Here is a 23,538-nt window from a genome sequence, read left to right on the forward strand (position 1 = left end):
ATTGTACGTCCTCATCAATCATACAGTGTGTTTTATTACGCGGCGAACCTGCCAGCAAACTGATGCAATTGAAAGACGCAATCTCTTGTGGGGTGGGGGGAATTGTAAAGTGGCACTCCCCTTGGATGGCCCGGAAAAGCGTTGATGCGGGGGCTGGCTTGCGGATCTGATGCCTGAATTGCCAGGTCTACCCAGCCAAGCTATCCATCTTACGCCCCATCTTTATGTCCAATTCGGTCAACCCGTCATGGTCATGCGTTGTCAGGGTCACATCCACCTTGTTCCATACGTTAGACCATTCAGGGTGGTGTTTGTATTTCTCAGCCCAGATCGCCGTACGTGTCATGAAACCAAAGGCTTCAATGAAGTTTTTGAATTCGTAGGTTTTTGAAATCGCATCACGGTCAGGGTCATGTGCCCAGCCGTTTTGCAACAATGGTGTCAAGTCATTTGCACGTTCTTCATTCGTCAGTTTCATCATTTTCCCCTTCACGGATCTTATACGGACCATAGCTGCTTAAAACAGAAATATCTTGCCCCACGGCTTTCGCTTCGGCGGTGATAAATCGTTCGACCGCTTGTGAGAATCCTGGATCAGCGATCCAATGAAGCGAATGACATTCCACGGGTAAATACCCCCTGGCAAGCTTGTGATCCCCCTGTGCGCCAGCTTCAACCCGTTGCAATCCATGCGCTATCGCCCATTCAATAGCTTGATAGTAACACAGTTCAAAATGCAGAGATGGGTGATCTTCGACACATCCCCAATATCGCCCAAACAGGGTTTCCCGACCAATGACATTCATCGCACCTGCAATATATTTCCCATCGCGGGTCGCCAAGATGAGCAATATGTCATCTCGCAGGTGGGATTGAGCTTCCTCAAAAAATGCGCGTGTGAGGTAAGGTGTTCCCCATTTGCGCGCCCCGGTGTCTTGGTAAAACATCCAGAACGCATCCCAATGTTCCGGTCGGATATCCTTGCCCGTCACATGTTGGATTTCAATGTCGGCTTCCAAAGCTTGGCGACGTTCCCGCCGAATGTTTTTGCGTTTGCGTGCGGATAATGCACCTAGGAAATCAGAGAATGTTTTGTACTCATCATTCAGCCAGTGGAACTGTGACGATTTGCGGTGAAGAAAACCGGCTTTCGCCCCGGCAATGGCCTCGGCCTCTGTGCAAAAGGTCACATGTCCTGATGAAATTCCATTGTCGGCTGCGATTTTTATCATTGCTTCGCGCAAAGCGCTTTGCCCCATGGCTTCATATCCCGACCGGCACAAAAAACGGCGGCCCGTTGCTGGTGTGAAAGGCACCGCAATCTGAAGCTTTGGATAGTAATTGCCACCGGCTTGTTCGTAGGCTTGGGCCCAATTGAAATCAAAAATATATTCGCCTTGGCTGTGCGTTTTCAAATACATGGGCGCAGCTGCGATCAAGGCATCATTCTCAAGAAGCAGCAAATAATGCGGGTGCCAGCCGGTGCCATCCCCCACAGATCCCGACACTTCAAGTGCATGTAAAAATCGCCAAGTCACAAAGGGATCAATGGCGGGATACAGCCCTTCGGGGTTGGCGCAAGCATCCCAATCTTGTGGAGAAACGTCCGCAAGGCTGTGCAGTATCCGGATTTCGATATTACCGTTCAACGGGGCATAACGCGGCTGCATAGCCTTCAAAGGTTACGTTTTGCGCGACTTTTCGGGCTTGAGTTTCCTCGGCTTTGTTGCGGATCGTCCAGCACAGAACATTCGCCCCTAAGGCCTTGAGCCGTGCGACCTGTGGGGAATGTAAATCACTGGCCTGGTGGGAAATAAAACAAGCTTGGACACGGTCGTAATCTTGGATCTCAACAAGCTCAGCACGCCGGGCGGCTGGGATCAATTGTTCCTCTTCGCCCAGCCAATTTTCAGTGGTGATCCCGCGCGGAATATCCGGCATCGCCTCGGCCAAAACGGCAACCGAATGTGGGTTGAAAGACATCAGGGCAACGGGCCCAACATATCCGTGTAAGGCACGGGCAACAGCATGTTCCAAACGCCCATCTACCGGACCCATTGCACCGTGCTGATCCTTGATTTCGATGAGAAGGGGAACACGCCCAGCAACCAAATCCAAGACGTTGGACAGCGTTGGGATTTGTTCGTTATTTCCCAGCAAAGGGCGTGCGCAGACCTCATCCAAATTACACAGCTGGATGGGGCCTTGCGTGCCAGTCAGGCGCTTCATATCATAGTCATGAAACACCATCGCGTCGGCATCCTTGGTGGCCTGCACGTCCAGCTCAATTCCATAGCCCGCATCAATCGCCGCTTTAAATGCTGCGATTGAATTTTCTGGGATACCTGCCGAGATATCGTGATAACCTCGGTGGGTGAAAGGTGCCTTTAGAAATGTGTCAGGCAGAACAGGACGTGTCATGTCAGGGCCTTATTTAACCTGGAAAATACCTTCGATTTCAACAGCAACGCCAAATGGCAAAGACGCCGCAGAAACCGCAGAACGGGAATGACGGCCCATGTCGCCCAAAACTTCGACGAAGAAGTCAGATGCGCCGTTGATCACCTTCGGTTGATCGCCAAAATCCGCTGTGGAATTCACAAAGCCTGTCAGCTTCACAACCTTCACCAAGCGTGTGAGGTCACCATCGAGAGCAGTTTTTACCTGTGACAACAAGCTTTTCGCACAGGATTGTGCCGCCTTTGCGCCTGCTTCGGCTTCCATGTTTTCGCCCAACTTGCCCGTCAGGAACGACCCATCCGCATTCTGAGAGATCTGACCTGATACATACAGCATGTCACCCACTTGAACGAAGGGAACATAGTTCGCGGCTGGGGCCGGGCCCGCTGCCAAAGTGATGCCCATGTCGGCGAGGCGGGATTCGATTGGATTTGTCATGATGCACCTATCAGTTACGTTTTCAGGCGCGACACTGGACCGGATTTCCGCGAAAGAAAAGAGAATTTCACGTTAATTCGATCCGGTGCCGCACCCGGCAAACGGGAAGGTCCTAATCCTCGCGGAAGGCGCGGTTGAAATAATCCGCAAGTGGTTTGGTCAAATAGACAAAAGGGGTGCGATCACTGGTTCGAATATAGGTTTCGACCGGCATGCCTGGTAACAACACGATACCTTCTGGCAAACGGCTGGCTTCGCCTGGATTTAGGGCAACTTCAGCACGGTAAAAACTTGCTCCAGTGGATTCATGCGTAAATGAGTCGGCAGAGATTTTAGAAACCGTTCCGAATAGTTCTGGGCTGTCGTTGGCATTGAATGCTGGGAAGCGCAGTGTTGCTTCTTGGCCAAAATAGACCTGATCGATGTGGATCGGTTCGATGTCGACTTCGAACACCAAGGGGCGGTCTTGTGGAATCAACGCCATGACCTCGTCTGCGGGGCGAATGACCGTACGTGGGGCGAATACAGTCAAACCATGCACGATGCCTGACACAGGCGCATGCAGGTTCAGGCGTTGCAGCCGTTCAGTGACATTCAGGATCTGTGAATTAAGTAAGATCAAGTCGTAACGCACCTGGCTTCGCTCTGAAATGGCATCTTCACGATGCTGGTTGGTCAAGCGCAACACTTCGAGATCAAGTTCGGCGATTTGTTCGCGTGATTTTGAAGCGGTTGCATTCAATTCCCCAACTGAGCCCCACAAACGCGCTTCTTCGCGTTGCAACGCAAGTACTGTGCCAGCCTGGGCAAGTCCCCGATCCAACAAGCCCTGTTGTGTTTCAAGCTCTTGTCCAAGAAGTTCAAGCTGACGTTCGATAGACGTCTGTTGTGCGTCTAGCCCGTTGAGCTGAATTTCCACCTGTAGTTTACGGTTTTGCATTTGCGCAATGGTGTTGGCGAGGGTGATCTTGCGCGTCTCGAATAGGCGCGTTTGACTGATAATCAAGCTTCCTACGGTTTTGTCAGTTTCTGACAGGCTTATAAAGTCTTCGGGGAATTGAACGACTTCATTGCCATCACGTTCAGCTTCAAGACGGGCTTGTCTTGCGACAAGCTCATGGCGCTGTTCAGTTAATCCGTCCAGCTCGGCGTTTAAGAAGGTGGGATCAAGACGAATGAGCAGTGCGTTGCGTTCCACTTGATCGCCTTCTTGCACAATCACATCCTGAACCACCCCACCATCTGGATGTTGGATCGGCTGGCGTTGTTGTTCAACGCGGACACGTCCTTGCCCGACAACCGCACCCGCGATTTGCGTGGTGACCGACCACCAACCACCGCCTATAACCAGCAGGGCGAGCGCGACAAACCCTGTAATCATTTTCGTTCGGACGGGAAATTCATCGGTCGTTTGCGTCTGTTTGAGCATGTTCATGATACACCTCCAGGGCCCGATTGTTTGGAAAGTGTTTTATGGTTTTGCAGCACGGATTCTAAGACTTCTTTCTTTGGTCCAAACGCACGAACCTGACCGTTTTCCAACATGAGAAGAACATCACATTCCTCAATCGCTGCGGGGCGATGCGCCATGATCATGATCGCCTTTCCTTCAGCTTTAAGGGTTTTTATCGCCTGGTTCACAGCCTGTGATCCTTCGTTGTCTAGGTTGGAATTGGGTTCGTCCAGAATCACGAGGACCGGATCACCAAATAGGGCACGCGCCAGACCAATACGCTGCACCTGACCACCGGAAAGATGGTCGCTGCTGGCGCTTACTTTTGTGTCATAGCCATTCGCCAGATTCAGGATCATATTGTGGGCCCCTGCTTTTTTGGCGGCGGCGACTATATTGTTTGCATCGGGGTTCTGGATTAAGCCAGCAATGTTTTCGCCAATGGTTCCTTCAAATAATTCAACACGTTGTGGCAGATATCCAACGTGTTGCCCCAATACATCCGCCTCATACTGATCCAAAGTGGCGCCACCTAGGCGCACTTGGCCCGCAGCTGGAAGCCACACCCCAGATAACACTCTGGCAAGTGATGATTTACCCGCGCCACTTGGCCCGATCACACCCATAGCTTGTCCCGGTTTGAGTTCAAAGTTGATCTGCTTTAGGGTCGCTTGGCTTTGCCCCGGAGGAAGCGCTGTCAGTTGTTTCACATGTATGTGGGCCGCAGGCTTTGGAAGTGGCATTTTGTCTTTTTCTTCAGGAACCTGGCTTAAAAGGAGGGCAAGGTTATCCCAGCCTTTGCGGCCGTGTTGTACAACCGTCCAATTGCCAATGGTTTGCTCAATCGGCGCAAGGGCACGCCCCATCAGGATCGAACCGGCGATCATTGCACCAGGTGAAAGTTCACCCCGTAGAACCAGCCAAGCCCCCATTGCCAGCATGGCAGACTGAAGGAACAACCGTATTGCCTTTGTTGAGGATGTGAACTTTGCGACCAGATCCCCTGAGGTTAGAGCCTTATAAAGAGAATCGCGGCGTAGGATATTCCAACGTTCAAACGCGGCCCCTTGCATGCCCAAGCTTTGCACCATTTCTGGGTTGTCTTGCAGTTGGTGCGATAACTTATTTGCGCCGTAAGTTGCGCTTTGGGCTTCAATTGCCGGGCGTCGCGTTAGCTTACCACTGATGAGCGTAAGCACAATTAGAAAGCCACCACCAGCCATCGCCAAGATGCCAAGGTAGGGGTGAAAAAGCCAGAGGCCGGCAAGGAAAATCGGGGTGAATGGGACGTCGAAACAACTTGAAAGTATGGGGGACGCCAGCAAACGTTGCACACTTTCCAAATCTTGCACGCCGGTTGCCTTACTTGAATTCAAGGCTGTTGCGGGGCGCATGTTCGCTTGAAGGGTGGCGGAAAATGCACGACTGTCTAAGCGGGACTGAAAGCGTGCCCCGACGCGGCTAAGGAGCCGTCCTCGGGTGTGATCCAATATGCCCATCATCAAGTAAAGAAACGCAACAAGGGTGATCAACGCGAATAGGGTTGCTTCAGATCGGCTGGTCAGCACGTTCCCATAGATTTGAAGCATAAAGATTGGACCTGTCAGCATCAGAAGGTTCACGAAGACACTGAGCAATGCGATAAACCCAAGAATCGGGTAACTTTGTCCAAGAGTTGAGCGTAATTCTGCTGACCCATTTGCGGTCAGTCTTTTTTGAATATCGGCCATTGTGGGCGGTAACCTTCTTTGTTTTTAAATGATTAAACGAATTACTTGAATGGCGAGTTAATCCACTGGCGTATTCTTGCTACATTCTTGGGGTGATGCAAGCAGGGATCTATCGACATTTGGGGCAAATACTTGTTTATCGGGCCTCTAATACTCACATGTTAACAAACTGGCGGCCTAGAGGCTTTCAGACACAAATGTAAAACGGTGCCCGGCATGACAAATTCCCCTCGCGTAATGAAGTTCTTTGCGACGCTTATGGCCGTGGGCTTTCTTTCTGCCTGTAGCCAACAGGGGGACGGTTCTGGACATCGCGATCCGAATGAAGATGTGAACCGTCGTACGCATGCGTTTAATGTTGCTGTCGATCGCAATCTGTATGCGCCTGCGTCTAATGCTTATGGCAAGGGCCTATCACGCAATACCCGTCGCGGGATCGGGCGTGCTGCGTCCAATTTCGCGTTGCCTGGCCGCGTTGTGAACAATCTTCTGCAACTTGATCTTGAAGGTGCAGCACGCAATTCTTTCCGCTTTTTGATCAACTCAACCCTCGGGTTTGGTGGTCTTGGTGATCCGGCGGGCAATGATTTTGGGTTGGAAGAAGAAACCACAGATTTTGGCGAAACGCTGTATAAATGGGGCTTTGGCGAAGGCCGTTACGTAGAGCTGCCATTTGTTGGTCCATCCACCGAACGCCACACGGTTGGGCGCGTTGTTGACTTGTTTACCAACCCGTTGGGCTATGCGTTGGATGCGCCTGAAAATCTGCTGAGCCCAACCTCGCAAGTTCTTGCCAAAGTTGGCAGCCGCTATGAATATGCAGCAACGATCGATGCGTTACTGTATGAAAGCGAAGACAGTTATGCGCAGGCACGCAACCTATATCTGCAACAACGCCGATATGAGCTTGGTGTTGATGTCTCTGTAGAAGAAACTGATGAAATTGATGCATTGTTTGAGGAGCTCTATGGTGAATAGTTCAAGCATTTCCCGCCGTGGTTTTACCACAGGTCTTTTGGCCACTACATCTGTCGTTGCATTGGCACCAACCGGTGCAATGGCTTTAACGGCCCAACAGGCGTCCAGCTTGGTTGCTGAAGTGGTTGCTGAAATCACTTCCATCATTAATTCGGGGCAATCCGAAAGCCGGATGTTGAACCGTTTTGAGCGTGTTTTTAAACGTTATGCGAACACCACAGTGATTGCCTTCCGTTGTTTGGGGGCAGATGCACGTCGTGCGTCAAATTCCCAGAAACGTGCTTTCGTGCAAGCCTTTGAAGGTTACATTGCGCGCAAATATGGGCGTCGTTTCCGTGAATTTATTGGCGGCCGTATTGACGTGCAAAACGTGCGCCAAGTTAAAAGCTGGTTTGAGGTGAACGCACGCACCCAACTGCAAGGCAGCGCGCCCTTCAGCGTGGATTTCCTTGTGAAAGAAGGTGGCGGGCGTAACCTGTTTTTCGACATGTTGATCGAAGGCATCAGCCTGACACGTGTGGAACGCGAAGAAATTGGCGCGATGCTTGACAGCCGCGGCGGCGATTTGGATCGTTTGATCTCTGATCTGCGTTCCGCAGGGTAAGTCATGTCTTTTGCGCGCGCAGCTTTGCTTCTGATCCTCTCTCCGGGCCTCGCATTCGCTGGCCCTTGGGATGGCGTCTATCGTCAAGGGTCAGATGCAGATTGCGCGCGTGTTGGGGTCGAAGGCGGGGCTGTGCGTATTCATGACAGTACGTTCTTTGGCAACGAAGCCGTTTGCCAGATGCGCCAGCCTGTTGAAGTGCGCAACATGAATGCCACGCTTTATGATATGTATTGCGAAGGTTATCTCGGGGAAAATGGCCAACCCCCAGCTCCGTGGGAAGCGCGCATGCTGATGATGCGCGGTGTCGATGGTGGGCTTTATATGGTGTGGGACGGTTATGCGTTCCAATTCCAACGTTGCACCGCCGAAGAGGCCGTGGAAGCTTTGATTGGTGAGCAGCCCGAAGATCCCGTATCGATTGAAGAAGTCGACACGGCGGGGACAGATTAATTTAAGCCAATCTGCCCGAAATATCTATGGTGCACATGTTACGCACACCATAGAATTATCAGTTTCCCCCACCAAACAGCCCATTTAGCAGGTTTTCAATTACACCATCGGTGTTGTTGTGCCTTTGTTGCTGTCGTTCTTCACGTTGCTGGCGACGTGCTTCTTCTTCAGCTTGGCGTTGACGATCAGCTTCGCTCACAAGCGGACGTGCCGGGCCGGGGTTAAGCATGGGCAGGGGGGTTGGCGTCATGCCCGCTGTCACGCGCAGCATGACCTCATGCCAAATGGTTGCTGGCAGGCCGCCACCGGTGACGCCTCGCAGTGGTTTGTTGTCATCATTGCCCATCCAGACCCCGACAACATAGTCGGCGGTGAAGCCGATGAACCACGCATCTTTGGCGCCCTGTGTCGTGCCTGTTTTGCCCGCCACCTGCCAGCCATCCAGTTGCGCGCGCGCGCCGGTGCCTTCGGCGACAACGCGGCTCATCATATAGGTTAGGTGTTGGGCCGCGCGGCGCGAAATCACACGTTCCCCGATGCCGCCGTCTTGGGTGATCACAGGTTCGCTGTCGCCTTGTAGGCTTAGCTCGACCAGGCCATAGGGGATCACGGCCGATCCACCGTTCAAGATGCCCGCATAGGCGCCTGTCATTTCAAGCAATGTGCTTTCGGATGCGCCAAGCGCCAATGCTGGACCAAGGGCCAGGTCACTTTCCAGCCCGAAATCATTTGCAATCTGGCGCACATTTTCACGGCCCATTGCCTCTGATATGCGCACGGCGGCGGTGTTCAGAGATTTTGCCAAAGCTTCTGTGATGGTTACATTGCCATAAAACCGGTTGGTATAATTGCGCGGGCAATAGCGGCCAGATCCTGGCACGTCCAAACACAATTCCGCATCTACAACATAGTCATTCGGCGTATAGCCCAATTCCATTGCGGCGGCATAAACGAAAGGTTTGAATGCCGACCCGGTTTGGCGTTGGGCTTGAACAGCACGGTTGAATGCACCACTGGCGCGCACGTCACGTCCGCCAACCATGGCGCGCACAGCGCCATCGGCACTCATGACGACAATCGCGGCTTGGGCGGTTGATCCCGCGCTCACGCGTTCATGAAACACCAACTGCATCGCCTCTTCGGTGGCGCGTTGAATGCGTTGATCAAAGCTTGTGCGAATGATCACATCTTCGGTGGTGTTGCGCGTGAAGATTTCAGGCCCAGACCGCATGACCCAATCGGCAAAAGCCCCACCTGCTTCGGCGGCAGCGGCGCTTGATAGCGTCGCAGGATTGGCAACAGCCGAAGCATGTTGATTGTCGGTTAAATAGCCTTGGTCGTTCATCAACTTTAGAACCGTTTCGCCACGATCACGCGCCCGTTGCAGGTTGTTCGTCGGTGCATAACGTGACGGCGCCTTAAGAAGCCCCGCCAACATCGCGCCTTCTGCGGGGTTAACTTCATTGGCAGATTTTCCAAAATACCTTTGAGACGCAGCTTCAAACCCACGTGAACCCGCACCCAAAAAGGCGCGGTTCATATAAATGGTAAGGACTTCTTCCTTGCTGTATTTGGCTTCCAGGGCCAAAGCGAAAATTGCTTCCTTTGCCTTTCGCCACAGGGAACCGCGACGGCAGTCTGCCTCATAGGCGCGTTCGCTTTCCCACGCAGACGGATCAAAGGGTACGCCCAAACACAGCAGTTTTGCGGTTTGCTGCGTGATGGTTGAGCCACCGTTGCCCGATAAGGCGCTGCGCCCAGACCGCAGATTGATTTTGATCGCAGATGCAATCCCACGCGGTGAAACGCCGAAATGGCGATAAAAGCGCTTATCCTCGGTCGCGACAACGGCATTGTGCAGATGTTGTGAAACTGTGCCGGCTGTGATCATCCCGCCGAATTGATCACCACGCCAAGCAAACACTTGCCCCTCACGGTCAAGAAGAGTGACAGACCCACGCGCCCGCTGATCCACCAACACGCGGTAATCTTCCGGCAAGGTGGAGGATACATAAAACACCGCCGCGGCGAGGATCAATGCCCCCACCAGAGACGCCCGCCATGTGATTTTCCAGATCAGACGAAACAGCCAAATGAACGGCATCATCACCCATCCGAGCAGCCGACGAATGGGGCCGCGTGGTGTGTTAGATTTCCTGCGCGCGGTTTTACGGGCCGCTGGTTTGGGCTTTTTTACGGCACGCTTTTTAGCGGTTGGTTTCGTTGTGCCTGCTGCAGGATAACGTCGCTCTGCCACGATCCGCTTGCCGCTGTTTCCTGTGTTTTTACCGCTCATAATACTCTGCCCGCTTATGCGTTTTTGCCAGTTTAACGTCCAACGCAGCAGAGTGCACGTCATATCACGAATCCGTCAGTCCACAGGCGATTTTGCGTTTGCACGGTATTTCCGCGTGTCGCCCTATTTTCAGGCACAGCCGAATAATTTGCGCGCAAACGGGTGAAACGAGACCCACAAAGCACAGTAAATCCTGTTTTTGGCAGGGCCTTGATGGCCATGCTGCACCTGCACAATCGTTATCAGAGGAAGATCAATGTACAGAATACGCCCCGCCCAGTTTTTCACCCTGCTTGCGATCATCGGCCCGACCGCCCTAAGTGCCCAAACCAGCAACTCTATGCCAGATCAGGTTTTAGACACTGGGTTTATCTTCACAACATTCATGTTCCTAGTCTCTGGGATGTTGGTGTTTTGGATGGCCGCCGGTTTCGCGATGCTAGAGGCGGGCCTCGTGCGTTCCAAAAACGTGACGATGCAGTTGACCAAAAACATCTCGTTATTTTCAATCGCGGCCATTGCTTATTATCTTGTGGGGTATGGCGTCATGTACCCGGGGGATGGCTGGTTGATTGACAGCGTTCTGGGGGGCTTTAAGCCCGCTGTATTGGAACCTGTTGGACTTGAAGGTGTAACACCTGATTTGGGGTATGCGTCTGTTGGGTCTGACTTTTTCTTTCAATTGATGTTCTGCGCGACGACGGCATCCATTGTTTCGGGTGCGATGGCTGAGCGTGTAAAGCTTTGGCCTTTTCTGGGGTTTGTCGTGGTTCTCGTGGCGCTGATCTACCCGATTGAGGCCAGTTGGAAATGGGGCGGAGGTTTCTTGGAAGGCTGGGGCTTTCAAGATTTTGCGGGTTCGACATTGGTGCATTCTGCGGGGGGCTGGGCGGCTTTGACGGGTGTGATCATTCTTGGTCCGCGCATTGGGAAATATAAAGCAGGCCGGGTGAACCCGATGCCTGGGTCTGCCCTTGCGTTGGCCGCACTTGGGACGTTCATTCTGTGGATGGGGTGGTTTGGCTTTAATGGTGGATCTCAGCTTGCGATGGATACAGCTGCGAATGTATCGGACATCGGTCGCATTTTCGCCAACACCAATGCTGCGGCTGCTGGTGGTGCGGTGGCAGTGCTGTTGTTGACACAATTGATGTATAAAAAACCGGACCTGACGATGATCTTGAATGGTGCTTTGGCGGGGCTTGTGTCGATTACGGCTGAACCCTTGATGCCAGGTTTGGGGCAGGCGACTTTGATCGGCGCGGTTGGCGGTGTGATTGTTGTTTTCACGGTGCCCTTGTTGGATCGGATGCAGATCGATGATGTGGTTGGTGCGGTGCCTGTACATTTGTTCGCAGGCATTTGGGGAACGCTGGCAGTTGTGTTTACCAATCCGGGGGCAACGCTGGTGGCTCAGCTGACTGGGATTATTGTTATTGGCTTGTTTGTGACGGTAACATCCACAGGGCTGTGGTTTCTGCTCAAGGCAACTGTGGGCCTGCGTGTGGATGAAGAGGCCGAAATCAACGGTCTGGATATCAGTGAGCTGGGTATGGAAAGCTGGCCGGAATTCGCAAAAGGTTGAACTTGAGGTTTGCAATGAAAAACACCCGCCGGGAAACGACGGGTGTTTTGCCCCAACGGGGGTGGCGGTGGCGCGGATGGGCTTAAGCCCGTCCGCGCCACCGCCCGGGGCGACTAACCAAAGGTCAGTCGCAATCTGATCCCTTTGGGATCAGACCCCGCAATCAATGATAGCTTTTGCAAGGATGGGAATGGTTTTTTCATTCAAGCCAGCAATATTCAGGCGACTGTCACCAACCATATAGATGCCATAATCTACGCGCAGTTTCTCGACTTGTTCAGGAGTCGCACCCAGGCGTGAGAACATGCCACGGTGTTCCGCAAGAAACGCGAAGCGATCTGAGTTGGACAGACGTTTCAGTTCCGCTGCCAGCTGTTTGCGCAGCTCCAGCATGCCGAGACGGGTTTCTTCCAGCTCGGCCTTCCAATCGGCTTTCAAGGCGTCATCTGTCAAAATTGTGCTGACAATGCGTGCACCATGATCCGGTGGGAAGGAATAGTTCTGACGGTTCAAGAATGCGAGGTTCGCTTGGCTGCGTGCTTTCAGGCCCGCATCTTGTGCTACGGCCATCAAAAGACCCGTGCGTTCGCGATAAATCCCGAAGTTCTTGGAACAGCTTGCCGCGATGATGGTTTCGGGCATTTCAGAGGCCACCATGCGCACAGCAGCCGCGTCATCTTCCAGACCGTCACCAAAGCCCTGGTAGGCGATGTCAACGAAAGGCGTCAGGTCTTTGTCCTGCATCAGGGAAATGACTTCGGCCCATTGTGCCAAGGTCAGGTTTGCGCCGGTTGGGTTGTGACAGCAGCCATGCAGCAAGATCACATCGCCCGCTTTTGCGCTTTGCAGGTCTTCCATCATGCCATCGAAATTCACGGTTGGCGCATCATCGTTCAGGTAACGATATTCAGCGACAGGCATGCCAAGGTATTTCACGATGGAGGGGTGGTTTGGCCAAGTTGGCGCGGACAGCCAAACGGTTGCCTCAGGGGCGGCCATTTTGATCAGCTCAAGACCTTGGCGGATCGCGCCAGTGCCACCAGGCGTCGCCACAGCTGCAACATTATCGCGCGCAACGGCGGACCCCAGAACCAGTTCAACCATCGCGTCGCCGTAAGCTGGGTCGCCGGCAAGGCCCGTGTAAGCTTTGCTGTCCTGGGTTTCCCAGATCTTCTTTTCCGCAGCTTTTACCGCACGCATTACAGGTGTATTGCCGCTTGCGTCTTTATAAACGCCGACGCCCAGATCAATTTTATCCGTGCGCGGGTCTTCACGATACATCGCAATCAGGGCGAGGATTTTATCGGCGGGCTGGTCTTTTAGGTTCGTCAGCATCTTATGCGTCGCTTTCCACTTTCAGGTCAGAATACATGCCCCATTCGGTCCAAGACCCGTCATAGAGCGCATGATCACGTTTCCCCATCCGTTCCAGCGCAAGGCACAGCACAGCTGCCGTCACACCTGAACCACAGCTGGTGATCACAGGTTTGCTTAAGTCGGCACCCGACGCGTCAAACACCGCTTTCAATTCAGCAGGGGATTTCATTGTTTTGTCATCGTTCAGCACAGTCGCGAACGGAACATTCTTGGAATTCGGGATGCGGCCTGCGCGCAAACCTTCGCGTGGCTCGGCCTCAAGGCCAGAAAAACGACCTGCGCCGCGCGCATCAATAATCGTGTAATCCTGAAGCTTTGATGCCGCCGCAACCTGGGTCACGTCTTTGATCATATGGGCCTGGCGCTGCACGGTCATGTGGCGATCACGCACAATAGGGGGCAGGTCTTCGGTGGGGCGCCCTTCGGCAACCCATTTTGGCAATCCACCATCAAGCACGGCAATATCCATCTTGCCCATCAGGCGGAACAACCACCAAACGCGCGCCGCAGAAAACAGGCCGGATCCGTCATAAACCACAATCTGATGGCCATCGCCCACACCCATTTTGCGCATACGAGACATGAACAATTCAACCGGCGGCGCCATATGGGGCAAGTCAGAACGCGGATCAGAAATCGCGTCGATGTCAAAGAAACGCGCGCCGGGAATATGGCAATCTTGATATTCCTCAAGCCCGCTACGTTCCTCAGCGGGCATATACCAACTTGCATCAAGAATGCGCAGATCCGGATCTTTTATGTGCTGTGCCAACCATTCGGTGGAAACCAGTGTTTTAGGATCATCTACAGCCATATTCGCCCCCGTTCAGCATGCGTCACCCAATTTGGGCGCTCTTTTCCCTGCCTACCCTTATGAAAACCGAGGCGCAAGAAAAACACGAATTTTAAAGAGTTTCAGACAGAAAAAGACGCAGAGATCAACGTGACCCCTGCGTCTTTCATGCACCTTAGGTTAACAAAGCACTCATTAAGAACTTGAACCTGTCACCGATTACTTGGCCAAGGCTTTCCGTACGACCGCAACAATGGCCAAAACAACACCACCGCCAACACCACCAGAGGCGAGTTGACCAACAATTGCACCAATGTCCATGCCACCACCTGCGGCTGCATCGGCAAGTCCACCTGCACCGACCATGCTTGGGATTGTACCGCCAAGCCCACCACCGACAATGCCCGCGATAGAGTTGATCAACGTACCTTGGTTCAGATCTTTCAGTGCGCCACCTGCGACGTTACCACCGACAGCACCTGCAACCAGACTGATAATAGTTCCCAACATGTTGTACCCCTTACCGCTTTTTATAAAAACAGATGTAAGCCCATTCCCTGACTGCCCATCTGCACCCCGGTGTTTTACCGGTTGTGGAATATAGTTAGGTTACGACGGGCATAAATTTCAGGGGAAAAGGGGAGCGGTTTTCCCGCAAGAAACAAAGCAAACGAATCTTTTGTTTTATTGCGGCTTGTGTAGTTACTGCGGAGTACGCATTCTATCAGGTAGTTCTATCAATGATACGGAGCGTATCTTATGCGAAAATTTTCTAACATCATGTTTTGTATTGCGTCAATTTCCCTGTCGAATCTGGCAAACGCGGCACCGAGTCCGGGGCAGGTGTGCAATCAGATGATATCCGAGGGTCGCGGTAATGGTCAGAGTCAGGAAGACTGCCTGTGCTATTATCGCACTGCAGACGCTGTTCTGGACAATGACATCAAAGCGCTTTTGTTTGACTCATGGTACCACGGGACCGACAATATGCAGCGCGTAGCTGAGTTACCGCGCCAGGGACGTGTTAGGCGGCAGTTTCGCTCTCTGCAGCAAGAGATCAGAACCAATTGCCAATAGTCGGAGATCAGCCTTCTTTCAGCAGCCGCTGTTTCTGACGGCCCCAATCGCGTTTGGCTTCTGTCGCGCGTTTGTCGTGGTTCTGTTTGCCTTTGGCGATGCCAAGCTTAATCTTAACCCGGCCAACATGGTTGAAATACATCACCAGCGGCACAAGGGTCATGCCCTTGCGTGACGTCGCCTGCCAAAGCCGCGACAGTTCTTTGCGTGACACCATCAATTTGCGACGTCGCTTCTCTTCGTGACCAAACATCACCGCCTGCTTATAAGGCGCAACATAACTGTTCACGAGCCAAAGTTCGCCCTCCTCAACCGCTGCATAACTTTCGGCGATATTGGTCTGACCCACCCGCATTGATTTCACTTCGGACCCTTCAAGCACGACACCACATTCTATGTCATCTTCGATGGCATAGTCATAGCGCGCGCGCCGGTTCTCAGCGATCACTTTGTAATTACGGTCTTCTGCGGATTTGGGTTTCTTAGCCATAAAGGTGATCTATGCGCTCAGGCCACAGGTGTAAAGTGGCACCCGTCAGAGATGGGCACCCCTCGTCTTTCTTATTAGCGGAAATATCCCGGGGGTGTGGGGGCTGGCCCCCACTGAATGTTGTGTGTGGGGGCCAGCCCCCACGCTGTGTTCTTGGTCGGGATCAGTTGATCAGGCCAGCGTGACGCATAGCGGCATCAATCTGCGCTTTCGTCTCATCCAACAGACCTGTCAAAGGTGAACGCACCTCTTCCGAACACAGGCCCAGTTTCGACAAACCATATTTCGCGCCAGTCAGGCCGGGTTCAATAAAAATTGCCTCATGCAGGGGCATCAATTTGTCTTGGTATTCCAGAGCTTTGGCGTAATCACCTGCAAGCGTCGCCGCTTGGAATTCTGCACAAAGACGCGGCGCTACGTTTGCAGTCACCGAAATGCAGCCAACACCGCCATGGGCATTAAACCCAAGGGCAGAGGCATCTTCGCCAGACAGCTGCACAAAATCAGCACCGCAGCTTGCACGCTGTTGGCTGACGCGTGCGATATCGCCGGTCGCATCTTTCACAGCCACTATGCGCGGTAGTTTTGCCAACTCACCCATGGTCTCCGGTGTCATATCCACAACGGAGCGGCCCGGAATGTTGTAAATCACAATCGGAAGTTCACAAGCATCATGTGCAGCTTTGAAATGTGCGTAAAGTCCGCGTTGGGTTGGTTTGTTATAATAAGGCGTTACAACCAAACCTGCCGTCGCACCAACACGCTCCGCATGCTGAAGAAAGCGAATGGTTTCAACGGTGTTGTTGGATCCAGCTCCAGCAATCACCGGGATACGCCCAGCAACAACTTCCACCACAGCTTCGATCACCGCTTCATGTTCTTCATGAGACAGGGTTGGGCTTTCGCCAGTTGTGCCCACTGGCACCAGACCATCAGATCCCTGTGCAATATGCCACTCAACAAGCTTCTTCAGCGCGACAAAATCCACCTGGCCGTCTTTCAACGGCGTAACCAATGCGGGCAATGAGCCAGTAAACATGATACGCTTCCTTCGTGTTGCGGGCGATTTGTCGCCAGGGGAAATATTTCGCGGCGGATCAGCGCCACCGCGCCTCTCTATCCGGGATTGTGACTTGTTGGAAGGGGGAGATCGGTTAGATTTGCGCCCAAAACAGCGTGATTCTGCGCAAAACGAGGAATATAGTGGTGCGAACAGGTTTTCAATTCATCTTTACGCTGTGTTGTGCGGCGATTCTGTCGCTGTCTGCGGTCCAGGCTCAGTCGCGTCAGGAAGCTGCCGCTTTGTCTCGCGCTTTGGAAGCCGCCACTGCGAAAAACTGGTCTGCTGCGCTATCTGCTGCTCGCGGGTCAGGTGCGGTTGGTAGAGATGTGGTTCAGTGGCTTCGCCTGCGTTCTCCAGAAGGAGATTTCTCTGAGTATCGCGATTTTCTTTCGCGAAATGCCGACTGGCCTGGATTGAAACTTATGCGTCGTCGGGGCGAAGCAAGCATTGATGAAAATACCCCGCTGCGTCAGGTCGTGGCCTATTTCGCGGATCAGAAACCACAGACCGGCCATGGCGCGCTGTATTACGCCCGTGCGCTGCGCGAAACCGGCAACCCCAATGCCTCACGTGCCCAGATTGTGCTGGCGTGGCAAACACTTGCCGTGAAGAAAGACGAAGACCGAGAGATCTATCTTGGCCGCTATGCCAATCTTCTGGCCGATCACCACAATGCCCGGATGGATCATTTCCTGTGGCGTGCGGATCGTGCGGAAATTGCGAAAATGATGCCGTTGGTGTCTGAGGGTTGGCAAGCGTTGGCCCGCGCCCGCATGGGATTGCGCCGCGATGAAGACGGTGTCGATGGCTTAATTGAAGCTGTGCCCGCCCGCCTGCAGAATGACCCCGGCCTTGCTTGGGAACGCTTCACCTGGCGCGCGCGCAAGGGCCGGTATGACAGCGCGGCTGACCTTGCGATTTCACAGGCACGCAGCGATGCAGGCACTGGGGATGCCAACCGCTGGGGCCATTGGCAGCGCGCCATTGCCCGCCAGTTGATGCGCGACGGCAAAAACCGCGCCGCTTATCGTTTGGCGGCAAATCATGGGATGACATCAGGCAGCAATTTTGCAGATCTGGAATGGCTTGCGGGATATATTGCGCTGCGTAAACTCAATGACGCCGAAACTGCCGCCAGCCATTTTGCGCGTTTTAAGGGTGCAGTTTTCAGCCCCATCAGCCTTGGTCGTGCGGGATATTGGCAGGGCCGTGCGCAGGAAAAATTGGGCAATGACGTTCGCGCCGCCGAATTCTACCGGGAAGGTGCGCGGTATCAAACAAGTTTTTATGGCCAACTTGCGGCGGAACGCGTGGGTGTTGCGATGGATGCACGCATGACAGGCGGCGAAGATTTCGCCAATTGGCGCAATGCACCCTTTCTCAAAAGCACCGTGTTTCAAGCTGGATTTCTTTTGCAACAAGCGGGGGATTTGTCCCTGTCCGAACGTTTCCTGACCCATCTCACCGAAGGCCTACCTCGCGCAGAAATTGGGCAACTTGGAAACCTTGCCATCGCGTTGGAAGAACCTCATTTGGCGGTGATGATTGGTAAGCGCGCAGCCTCACGGGGTTTGACCCTACATGCAGCCTACTACCCGTTGCACCGTCTGGCGGAAGGCAGTCTGCCAGTGGTGCCAGAACTTGCGCTGTCGATTGCCCGACGCGAAAGTGAATTCGATCCGGTGGTGATCTCGGGGGCGGGTGCACGCGGCTTGATGCAACTTATGCCGCGCACAGCGCAACAGGTCGCGGGGGAATTGGGCATTCGTTATAACCTTCAGGGTCTGACCGCAGATCCCGAATATAACGCACGCCTTGGCTCTACCTATCTCGCGGGCTTGGTTGAAGAATTTGGTACGGCCTACCCACTGGTTGCCGCTGGGTATAACGCTGGACCGTCCCGGCCTATTCGTTGGATGGAACGCTATGGTGATCCAAGGCGCGAACGCACGGATCCCATAGATTGGATCGAACACATCCCCTTCCGTGAAACTCGCAACTATGTGATGCGTGTGATGGAAAGTATGGTGGTTTATCGGGCGCGCTTATCGGGTCAGACCAGCCCCATTCGTCTTTCAGAGGAACTCCGTCGGACTCGCTAGTGTTCGATCACTCACCGCAACAGATTGCCCTTCGGGTGTTTGCTTTCTTTTCAGCAGAAATATCCCGGGGGTGCGGGGGCTGGCCCCCGTTTTTCTTGCTATTTAACGTGTCGCCTGTTTTGTGGCGACCCTTTCGCGCCAAAGGGCAAAGACGCCTGCGCCGACTACCACAACCGCACCGATCATCACGTTAGTGCGCAGAGTTTCCCCAAGCAGGGTCACGCCGATGATGCTGACCCAGACCAGCTGCAAATACGCGAAGGGCTGTACGGCGCTGGCTTCGGCCACGGCGTAGCATTTGATCAACAACCAATGCCCCAGAACCCCTGAGAAACACAGGGTGATCATCCAGACCCAATCGTTGGGTGCCATTGGCTTCCAGAACCAAATGCCAACCAATGTCATGGCTGCGGATCCCGCAATCCCGGTCCAGAAAAAGCTAACCATTGCACTGTCTTTGCGCGAAGCATAACGCGTCAATAGTCCGTATAGCGCGAACATTGCAGCCCCCAATAATGGGACCAACGCCGCAACAGAGAACACGCCGCCACTTGGTTGTAAAATGATCAAAATACCAAAAAATCCAATGACAATCGCTGCCATCCGTTTCCAACCCACCTGTTCCCCTAGGACAGGGCCGGAAAGCAGGGCGACAATAAGCGGGTAACAGGCAAATACAGCGTGGGATTCAATTAGGCCCAACCAGACAAAAGCAATCACTGTGACGCAAATTTCTGCGGCCAGAAGCACGCCACGAAACACTTGTAGGCCCAGCTGTTCTGTCTTCAATGCTTGGCTTAGAATGCCTTGTTGTTTTGCCAGAAAGATCACGAATGCCGCGAAAAACCAATAGCGGATCATCACCACCATCAACACGTTGTATTCTTCCGCCAAATGCCGTGATAGCCCGTCTTGTACCGCGAAAACCAAGGTCGTGGCGAACATCAGCCAGATGCCCAGACGGGTGTTATTCTCACTCATGTCGCGGTCCTTAATGTTCCGATGCTCATGTGGCGCTTGCGACCAAAACCGGGCGCGCGGGTCACGTCAAAGCCGGCTTCGTCCAATGTGCGGCGCACAAATCCTGCTGCTGTGTATGTCGCAAAACTGCCGTCTTTGGCTGTGTGGTTTGCGACCTCATGTAAAATATTTTCGGACCAAAGCTCTGGGTTCTTTGCGGGTGAAAAACCATCAAGAAACCAAGCGTTTGCGCGCAAATCTAATGTGGGTAAGGTTTCGCGTGCGTCGCCAATATGGATGTTTGCGACGAGGCCGGGCATCTCGATCCGACGCGCACCTGCTGCCCATTGCTCTAGGAAAGGCGCGGCAATTGCGTGGGCTTCTGGAAAATGGGCAAGGGCTTGATCCATTTCGCTGGCCTGCATGGGAAAGGCCTCAAAGGATGTGAAATATAACGTGCCAACTTGCCCATTCTCGCGCCAAGCCAGAAGGCTGGCCAACATGTTTAACCCGGTGCCAAAGCCAAGTTCGGCCACATGAAACCCATCGCAAAACCGGGCGGGCAGATCATTGCCTGCCAAAAACACGTGGCGGGTTTCTTCCAGCCCGTTCACCACGGAAAAATATGGATCATCAAAGCGATCTGAAACGGGCACGCCATCATCGCGCCAGACCAGAAGTGGGTCGTGAGTGTCTTGCATAAGCTTTCCTAAAGGTGCACAGGGAAGGTGCAGAATTCACCATTACGAAAGCACGCAGAAATGGCAATGGCAGATGTGACGATCTTTGGCGCGGGCATTGCAGGGATGACCTTGGCTTGGACGTGTTTGCAACGTGGTGCCAAGGTGCAGATCTGGGACAAACGCGCCCCCGGGGCCGGGGCCAGCGGTGGATTGGTGGGGGCGCTTGCGCCGCATGTGCCGGAACAGTGGATTCCGAAGAAAGCGTTTCAATTGGAAAGCCTTTTGATGGCGGAACCTTTCTGGACTGAAATTGGCGGGGCTGCTGGGAAAGATCCAGGATACAGCCGATCTGGCCGTTTGCAGGCGATCGCGGATGGCGCGGGGTTGTTGCTGGCGCGGTCGCGGCATGAAAACGCGAAAGTTCTTTGGGAAGGGAAGGCGCGTTGGGATGTGGTTCAGGCTGCTCAAGTCGGGTCATGGGCACCGCGCAGCGAAAGCGGCTGGCTTGTGCACGACACGCTGACTGCGCGATTGAACCCCCGTCTGGCATGCGCTGCTTTGGTGGCAGCCATTGAATCTGAAGGCGGACAGATCCTGACCGGAAATACACCACCAGATTTGGAAGGCAAAATCGTTTACGCCACGGGGTATGAAGGCCTGTTAGAGTTTTCCGAAGCCATGGGCCGAGAAGTCGGAAATGGCGTGAAAGGGCAGGGTGCCTTGCTGAAGTATGACGCAGGCAACGCGCCACAACTGTTTGCCGAAGGCGTGCATGTGGTGCCGCATTCCAATGGGACCGTTGCTGTTGGATCAACCAGTGAACGTTATTACGACACACCGGACGTCGTGGATGAACAACTAGATGCTGTGATTGAAAAAGCCATGCAAGTGGTGCCCGTTTTGCAAGGCGCAGAAGTGGTGGATCGTTGGGCCGGTGTGCGCCCGCGTGCGAAAACACGGGCGCCGATGATTGGCCCCGTGCCAGATACAAAAGACGTATTCATCAGCAACGGTGGCTTCAAGATCGGCTTTGGCATGGCGCCAAAAGTTGCAACGATTATGGCGGACTTGATCTTGGATGGTATTGATACAATTCCAGATGATTTTCGGGTCGAGGCTAGCCTGTAGCGGAGCCAGCCAGTAATTTGTTGCTTGGCGGCCGGGATAGCCCCGGCCATACGGATGGATTTAGCGCGCGGCACTTGCCTTCAATCCATCCATCAGCCCAGACAGCGCTTTGACATAACGTGGGTTGGTCAATTGACCTTGCTCGTCAAATTCTGAAAATGCACTGGCGATCCCAACCTCGGGTCCGGTCAGTAGATGGGGTTGAAATGGCGTCATGGCGAGGCGAAGGCTGTAAGTTGCGCGTGCGCCACCCGTTCGACCTGCCGCTGCGCACAGGATGGCAACGGGTTTGTCTTGCCAGGGATTGCCTTCGGTGCGGCTGACCCAATCCAGTGCGTTTTTCAGTACTCCCGAAAGCGCTTGATTATATTCAGGGGTCGAGATGACAACAGCATCTGCCGCAGCAATTTGATCAGACAGGGTTTGCACACTGGTTGGAATGCCTTCGTTTTCCTCATCGTCGCCATCGTAGAGCGGTACGTTCAGATTGGCTTCGGTGAAAACAGCCCCTGACAGGCGGCCCGCTTCCCGGATCAGTTTGCGATTGAGAGATTCGGCGCGCAGTGCTCCGGAAATGCCAAGAAGTGAAAAGTCAGTCATGATGATTTACCCCGATTTGTATTACATGCCTGAACATGGCGGGTCGTCGCACCTAGGTAAACCATTTCATTATAAGCTTGAGCGAATGTAATGGAAGGAAGGGCGAGAAATAGGAAGAAAGTTGCGCGTTCCATGTGTGTCATATGTCGATAAATATTACGATCTGTTTGTGATTTGGAAATAAGGCGCTGGGTGTTTTGTCATTCACAAAGTTTCTATGAACTTACTGTTTATCGTGTTCTTGTTGAAATTGACGAATTGTTAACCCACGATGGATTATCCTAAATATGTACAGGTAACGTTCGGAAAAAGCATGCTTAGATGGGGTCAGTTTGGCAGGGTTTTGACTTTGGTCATGTTGGTCGCGTCATGTGGCGGACCTGGTGTTCGCATGATGGGCGTTTCAAGTACGCGCGTAACCGTAGAGGGTTCAGTGTTCGAAGTGTATGTGAAAGGTAATGTGGCACAAGCTGTGCGAACGAATTTTGAGTTCCCTGCACGGACCGGCACAATTTTCCCCAGGGCGCGCATCGCTATCGAACAGGCATCGGGTTGTCCTATCCGTGAGAATGCCATGTCCGGCGATGCCGCCCTGATCACAGCCAAACTGAACTGTGCCAGAGATTAGATAGTGATTAGATCTACAGAGTTTTTTCCATGAACAGGCTGATCGGGTCTTCAGGGTAACTCCCAAACGCACCGCGATAGACATACCCATGATTTTCATACAGCCTATGGGCGGCCTTCAGGGTGTCGCCGGTTTCCAAACGGATCACGGTTTGATCTAGGCTGCATGCGACATCATCAATGTGATCCAACAATCTTTTTCCAAGATTGTTTCCCCGGGCTGCTGGATCGACAAACATTGACTTTAGCTCGGCGTAGCCTGCTTTAATCGCCAAAGCCGCGCAGCCTAAGATTTCGCCGTCAACGCGTGCTACGAAAAAATGAATGTCGGGCGTGCATAGATCGTCGATCGACAAGTAGTGGTTGCTCTCTGCGGGAAATTTTTCCTGCATCAGGGCATGGCTCTGCTGCAAGAGACTGGTCGCAGCGGGGTCCCGAGGATCACCTTTTTCTATGACAACTGACATCTGATTTCCCTTTTCTTGACTACGATAGGTTGGCGTTTGGCGGGGCTTTGACGCAAGCGCGAATATTTGAGGTGCTTAAAATTCTTGCACAGCCTTTTGTGGAATGAAAGACACTGTATCGTCGCCGAAATAGATGGGATGTGGGATCCCCGTTGACACAATGCGACCAGTCTC

General features: G+C 53.3%; 22 protein-coding genes. 6 read left to right on the forward strand and 16 right to left on the reverse strand.

Features of this window, described 5'->3' with window-relative positions; translation table 11 throughout:
* Positions 1–187: 187 nt before the first annotated feature.
* The 6 genes from RJ38_RS10600 to RJ38_RS10625 all read right to left on the reverse strand — a co-directional run bounded on the left by RJ38_RS10600 (position 188) and on the right by RJ38_RS10625 (position 6,081).
* On the reverse strand, positions 188–478 hold the full coding sequence (locus RJ38_RS10600) for a 4a-hydroxytetrahydrobiopterin dehydratase (RefSeq protein WP_238321676.1): 291 nt from the start codon (positions 476–478) through the stop codon (positions 188–190).
* Positions 462–1,670 (reverse strand): GNAT family N-acetyltransferase, encoded by a 1,209-nt coding sequence (locus RJ38_RS10605; RefSeq protein WP_039018770.1) that lies wholly within the window; start codon positions 1,668–1,670, stop codon positions 462–464. The genes RJ38_RS10600 and RJ38_RS10605 overlap by 17 nt, the downstream gene beginning before the upstream one ends.
* The gene (locus RJ38_RS10610; protein ID WP_039018771.1) at positions 1,639–2,421 is read right to left on the reverse strand and encodes a glycerophosphodiester phosphodiesterase family protein; all 783 of its coding nucleotides are present in this window, start codon (positions 2,419–2,421) and stop codon (positions 1,639–1,641) included. The genes RJ38_RS10605 and RJ38_RS10610 overlap by 32 nt, the downstream gene beginning before the upstream one ends.
* A 9-nt stretch (positions 2,422–2,430) precedes the next feature.
* A complete protein-coding gene (locus tag RJ38_RS10615) occupies positions 2,431–2,898 on the reverse strand; it encodes a RidA family protein (RefSeq protein WP_039018772.1) in 468 nt (155 codons plus the stop codon).
* 112 nt (positions 2,899–3,010) lie between these two features.
* The gene (locus tag RJ38_RS10620; protein WP_238321677.1) at positions 3,011–4,333 is read right to left on the reverse strand and encodes an HlyD family type I secretion periplasmic adaptor subunit; all 1,323 of its coding nucleotides are present in this window, start codon (positions 4,331–4,333) and stop codon (positions 3,011–3,013) included.
* A complete protein-coding gene (locus tag RJ38_RS10625) occupies positions 4,330–6,081 on the reverse strand; it encodes a type I secretion system permease/ATPase (RefSeq protein WP_039018773.1) in 1,752 nt (583 codons plus the stop codon). Before RJ38_RS10625 ends, RJ38_RS10620 begins: the two co-directional genes overlap by 4 nt.
* A gap of 216 nt (positions 6,082–6,297) precedes the next feature.
* Here RJ38_RS10625 and RJ38_RS10630 point away from each other — a divergent pair, with 216 nt between their 5' ends.
* The 3 genes from RJ38_RS10630 to RJ38_RS10640 are packed head-to-tail and all read left to right on the forward strand — an operon-like array spanning position 6,298 to position 8,116.
* Positions 6,298–7,059 (forward strand): MlaA family lipoprotein, encoded by a 762-nt coding sequence (locus RJ38_RS10630; protein WP_082005706.1) that lies wholly within the window; start codon positions 6,298–6,300, stop codon positions 7,057–7,059.
* Positions 7,049–7,663 (forward strand): MlaC/ttg2D family ABC transporter substrate-binding protein, encoded by a 615-nt coding sequence (locus RJ38_RS10635; RefSeq protein WP_156121823.1) that lies wholly within the window; start codon positions 7,049–7,051, stop codon positions 7,661–7,663. The genes RJ38_RS10630 and RJ38_RS10635 overlap by 11 nt, the downstream gene beginning before the upstream one ends.
* A gap of 3 nt (positions 7,664–7,666) precedes the next feature.
* Positions 7,667–8,116 (forward strand): hypothetical protein, encoded by a 450-nt coding sequence (locus tag RJ38_RS10640; RefSeq protein WP_052245325.1) that lies wholly within the window; start codon positions 7,667–7,669, stop codon positions 8,114–8,116.
* A 58-nt stretch (positions 8,117–8,174) separates the two neighbouring features.
* Here the strand turns inward: RJ38_RS10640 and RJ38_RS10645 are convergent, their stop codons facing one another.
* Entirely contained in the window at positions 8,175–10,412 is a 2,238-nt protein-coding gene (locus RJ38_RS10645) for a transglycosylase domain-containing protein (RefSeq protein ID WP_039018775.1), read from the reverse strand.
* 256 nt (positions 10,413–10,668) lie between these two features.
* Between RJ38_RS10645 and RJ38_RS10650 the strand changes: the two genes are divergently transcribed.
* On the forward strand, positions 10,669–11,997 hold the full coding sequence (locus RJ38_RS10650; protein WP_052245326.1) for an ammonium transporter: 1,329 nt from the start codon (positions 10,669–10,671) through the stop codon (positions 11,995–11,997).
* A gap of 150 nt (positions 11,998–12,147) precedes the next feature.
* On the opposite strand, the gene RJ38_RS10655 is transcribed toward RJ38_RS10650, so the two are convergent.
* From RJ38_RS10655 to dapA, 5 genes are all read right to left on the reverse strand, one after another.
* Positions 12,148–13,332 (reverse strand): amino acid aminotransferase, encoded by a 1,185-nt coding sequence (locus RJ38_RS10655; RefSeq protein WP_039018776.1) that lies wholly within the window; start codon positions 13,330–13,332, stop codon positions 12,148–12,150.
* 1 nt (position 13,333) lies between these two features.
* Complete coding sequence (gene sseA, locus RJ38_RS10660) at positions 13,334–14,188, reverse strand: 3-mercaptopyruvate sulfurtransferase (RefSeq protein WP_039018777.1); 855 nt, start codon at positions 14,186–14,188, stop codon at positions 13,334–13,336.
* A gap of 198 nt (positions 14,189–14,386) precedes the next feature.
* Positions 14,387–14,677 (reverse strand): hypothetical protein, encoded by a 291-nt coding sequence (locus RJ38_RS10665; protein WP_039018778.1) that lies wholly within the window; start codon positions 14,675–14,677, stop codon positions 14,387–14,389.
* A 574-nt stretch (positions 14,678–15,251) separates the two neighbouring features.
* A complete protein-coding gene (gene smpB, locus RJ38_RS10675) occupies positions 15,252–15,734 on the reverse strand; it encodes an SsrA-binding protein SmpB (protein ID WP_039018780.1) in 483 nt (160 codons plus the stop codon).
* 163 nt (positions 15,735–15,897) lie between these two features.
* Positions 15,898–16,773: a 4-hydroxy-tetrahydrodipicolinate synthase gene (dapA, locus tag RJ38_RS10680; RefSeq protein ID WP_039018781.1), complete on the reverse strand. Its 876-nt coding sequence runs from the start codon at positions 16,771–16,773 to the stop codon at positions 15,898–15,900.
* A gap of 167 nt (positions 16,774–16,940) precedes the next feature.
* Between dapA and RJ38_RS10685 the strand changes: the two genes are divergently transcribed.
* Positions 16,941–18,899 (forward strand): lytic transglycosylase domain-containing protein, encoded by a 1,959-nt coding sequence (locus RJ38_RS10685; RefSeq protein WP_156121824.1) that lies wholly within the window; start codon positions 16,941–16,943, stop codon positions 18,897–18,899.
* A 102-nt stretch (positions 18,900–19,001) separates the two neighbouring features.
* Here the strand turns inward: RJ38_RS10685 and RJ38_RS10690 are convergent, their stop codons facing one another.
* The gene (locus RJ38_RS10690; protein ID WP_039018782.1) at positions 19,002–19,880 is read right to left on the reverse strand and encodes a DMT family transporter; all 879 of its coding nucleotides are present in this window, start codon (positions 19,878–19,880) and stop codon (positions 19,002–19,004) included.
* Positions 19,877–20,560 (reverse strand): tRNA (5-methylaminomethyl-2-thiouridine)(34)-methyltransferase MnmC2, encoded by a 684-nt coding sequence (gene mnmC2, locus RJ38_RS10695; protein ID WP_039018783.1) that lies wholly within the window; start codon positions 20,558–20,560, stop codon positions 19,877–19,879. Before mnmC2 ends, RJ38_RS10690 begins: the two co-directional genes overlap by 4 nt.
* 60 nt (positions 20,561–20,620) lie before the next feature.
* Here mnmC2 and RJ38_RS10700 point away from each other — a divergent pair, with 60 nt between their 5' ends.
* Complete coding sequence (locus tag RJ38_RS10700; RefSeq protein WP_039018784.1) at positions 20,621–21,670, forward strand: NAD(P)/FAD-dependent oxidoreductase; 1,050 nt, start codon at positions 20,621–20,623, stop codon at positions 21,668–21,670.
* Between the two features lie 60 nt (positions 21,671–21,730).
* On the opposite strand, the gene RJ38_RS10705 is transcribed toward RJ38_RS10700, so the two are convergent.
* Together RJ38_RS10705 and RJ38_RS10715 are read right to left on the reverse strand one after the other, a co-directional pair.
* Positions 21,731–22,270, reverse strand: coding sequence for an NADPH-dependent FMN reductase (locus RJ38_RS10705; protein WP_039018785.1), 540 nt, complete (start codon positions 22,268–22,270; stop codon positions 21,731–21,733).
* Positions 22,271–22,911: 641 nt separating this feature from the next.
* On the reverse strand, positions 22,912–23,364 hold the full coding sequence (locus RJ38_RS10715; RefSeq protein ID WP_039018787.1) for a GNAT family N-acetyltransferase: 453 nt from the start codon (positions 23,362–23,364) through the stop codon (positions 22,912–22,914).
* Positions 23,365–23,538: the final 174 nt, after the last annotated feature.

This window comes from Halocynthiibacter namhaensis, from assembly GCF_000812685.1.
GTDB lineage: Bacteria > Pseudomonadota > Alphaproteobacteria > Rhodobacterales > Rhodobacteraceae > Halocynthiibacter > Halocynthiibacter namhaensis.

Bases quoted from the DNA above. Each gene is read 5' to 3' on its own strand.
- RJ38_RS10600 (WP_238321676.1), bottom strand. From the start codon at position 478: ATGAAACTGACGAATGAAGAACGTGCAAATGACTTGACACCATTGTTG.
- RJ38_RS10605 (WP_039018770.1), bottom strand. From the start codon at position 1,670: ATGCAGCCGCGTTATGCCCCGTTGAACGGTAATATCGAAATCCGGATA.
- RJ38_RS10610 (WP_039018771.1), bottom strand. From the start codon at position 2,421: ATGACACGTCCTGTTCTGCCTGACACATTTCTAAAGGCACCTTTCACC.
- RJ38_RS10615 (WP_039018772.1), bottom strand. From the start codon at position 2,898: ATGACAAATCCAATCGAATCCCGCCTCGCCGACATGGGCATCACTTTG.
- RJ38_RS10620 (WP_238321677.1), bottom strand. From the start codon at position 4,333: ATGAACATGCTCAAACAGACGCAAACGACCGATGAATTTCCCGTCCGA.
- RJ38_RS10625 (WP_039018773.1), bottom strand. From the start codon at position 6,081: ATGGCCGATATTCAAAAAAGACTGACCGCAAATGGGTCAGCAGAATTA.
- RJ38_RS10630 (WP_082005706.1), top strand. From the start codon at position 6,298: ATGACAAATTCCCCTCGCGTAATGAAGTTCTTTGCGACGCTTATGGCC.
- RJ38_RS10635 (WP_156121823.1), top strand. From the start codon at position 7,049: ATGGTGAATAGTTCAAGCATTTCCCGCCGTGGTTTTACCACAGGTCTT.
- RJ38_RS10640 (WP_052245325.1), top strand. From the start codon at position 7,667: ATGTCTTTTGCGCGCGCAGCTTTGCTTCTGATCCTCTCTCCGGGCCTC.
- RJ38_RS10645 (WP_039018775.1), bottom strand. From the start codon at position 10,412: ATGAGCGGTAAAAACACAGGAAACAGCGGCAAGCGGATCGTGGCAGAG.
- RJ38_RS10650 (WP_052245326.1), top strand. From the start codon at position 10,669: ATGTACAGAATACGCCCCGCCCAGTTTTTCACCCTGCTTGCGATCATC.
- RJ38_RS10655 (WP_039018776.1), bottom strand. From the start codon at position 13,332: ATGCTGACGAACCTAAAAGACCAGCCCGCCGATAAAATCCTCGCCCTG.
- sseA (WP_039018777.1), bottom strand. From the start codon at position 14,188: ATGGCTGTAGATGATCCTAAAACACTGGTTTCCACCGAATGGTTGGCA.
- RJ38_RS10665 (WP_039018778.1), bottom strand. From the start codon at position 14,677: ATGTTGGGAACTATTATCAGTCTGGTTGCAGGTGCTGTCGGTGGTAAC.
- smpB (WP_039018780.1), bottom strand. From the start codon at position 15,734: ATGGCTAAGAAACCCAAATCCGCAGAAGACCGTAATTACAAAGTGATC.
- dapA (WP_039018781.1), bottom strand. From the start codon at position 16,773: ATGTTTACTGGCTCATTGCCCGCATTGGTTACGCCGTTGAAAGACGGC.
- RJ38_RS10690 (WP_039018782.1), bottom strand. From the start codon at position 19,880: ATGAGTGAGAATAACACCCGTCTGGGCATCTGGCTGATGTTCGCCACG.
- mnmC2 (WP_039018783.1), bottom strand. From the start codon at position 20,560: ATGCAAGACACTCACGACCCACTTCTGGTCTGGCGCGATGATGGCGTG.
- RJ38_RS10700 (WP_039018784.1), top strand. From the start codon at position 20,621: ATGGCAATGGCAGATGTGACGATCTTTGGCGCGGGCATTGCAGGGATG.
- RJ38_RS10705 (WP_039018785.1), bottom strand. From the start codon at position 22,270: ATGACTGACTTTTCACTTCTTGGCATTTCCGGAGCACTGCGCGCCGAA.
- RJ38_RS10715 (WP_039018787.1), bottom strand. From the start codon at position 23,364: ATGTCAGTTGTCATAGAAAAAGGTGATCCTCGGGACCCCGCTGCGACC.